1 pseudogene is annotated in these 787 nt (G+C 49.9%); it reads left to right on the plus strand.

The features are described from left to right. Nucleotides 1-46: 46 nt before the first annotated feature. Nucleotides 47-787, plus strand: a pseudogene (locus Xkoz_RS19270) (hypothetical protein); the annotation flags it as partial.

Consider the following 787-nt stretch of genomic DNA (forward strand, 5'->3'; position numbering starts at 1 on the left):
CGACGCCGCCGATTACTTCAATTTTTAATCTTTCAGGACTCACACCATGTACTACTCACAAGGCACGATTTCCACCGTGTCCGGCTCGGCTATTGTCCGCGGCACAGACACAAAATTTAAATCAAATATTAACGGTGTTGCCCCCGGACAGGTGATATTAATCCAGTCCAGCGCGGGTAATTTCATTCACATGATTCAGGCGGTGAACTCGGACACTGAGTTAGTGTTGGCAGATAATGCCACCGCTACCCTGAATAACGTAACCTACCAGATTCAGACGACAGTACCCGATTCTGTCTCGGATGGCGTCCGGCATATCGTCGCTAACACCAGCTATATCACTCAGTTCCTCCAGAACATGGACAAGTGGATGTCGCAAAATGGTGTGGTGGACGTGACCTTGCCTAACGGTCAAACCGTGGCACTGCAATCAATAAGAGCATTGCAGGCGGCGATGCTGGATAAGAACAAGAACGGCGCGGACATCCCCAACAAATCGGAGTTTGTGAAAAACCTCGGTTTATCGGATACGGTGGAGCTGGCGAAAAATGCCTTGTCCAAATCGGCAAATGGAGCGGATATTCCTGATAAGGCGGAGTTTGTGCGGAATATTGGGTTAGGCTCAGCGGCAAAGAAGCCCGTTGTCAGTGACCCGCTCTTTAATAGCGACCAGCCTGTGGCACTGCAATCATTTGCTGATTTCAGGCGGATTGTGAGCTGGGCGATACCAGGTAATTACCCACTGGGGATTAGCGCCGGTATTGCAGCAGGAGAACAAGTCAAAAAA

This window comes from Xenorhabdus kozodoii (assembly GCF_002632875.1).
Classification (GTDB): Bacteria; Pseudomonadota; Gammaproteobacteria; order Enterobacterales; family Enterobacteriaceae; genus Xenorhabdus; species Xenorhabdus kozodoii.